The 232-nt window shown below is 39.2% G+C and carries 1 protein-coding gene; it reads left to right on the plus strand.

What is annotated here, in order from left to right; all coding sequences use genetic code 11:
• A partial coding sequence (locus AAEZ22_RS18665; protein WP_352298586.1) for a flagellin hook IN motif-containing protein occupies positions 1-232 on the plus strand: 232 nt, incomplete at both ends.

Genomic DNA, 232 nt, shown 5'->3' on the forward strand with positions numbered 1-232 from the left:
GCTGTGAGTGATGTGACTGCAGCCTTAGATGAAGGCTCGTTAAATTTTGCCGTCGATGGCAATAGCTTTGATGTTGCAGTCACCGCTGAAGATACTTTACAAACACTAGTAGCAAAAATAAATGCTGATGAAAATAATGTAGGTATTACCGCCACCATAGTCAACAGTGATGATGGTGCAAAACTAGTATTAACCTCCAACAAAACAGGTACTGCAAACAATGTAATTGTTT

This window comes from Pseudoalteromonas sp. 20-MNA-CIBAN-0454, from assembly GCF_040308685.1.
Classification (GTDB): domain Bacteria; phylum Pseudomonadota; class Gammaproteobacteria; order Enterobacterales; family Alteromonadaceae; genus Pseudoalteromonas; species Pseudoalteromonas nigrifaciens.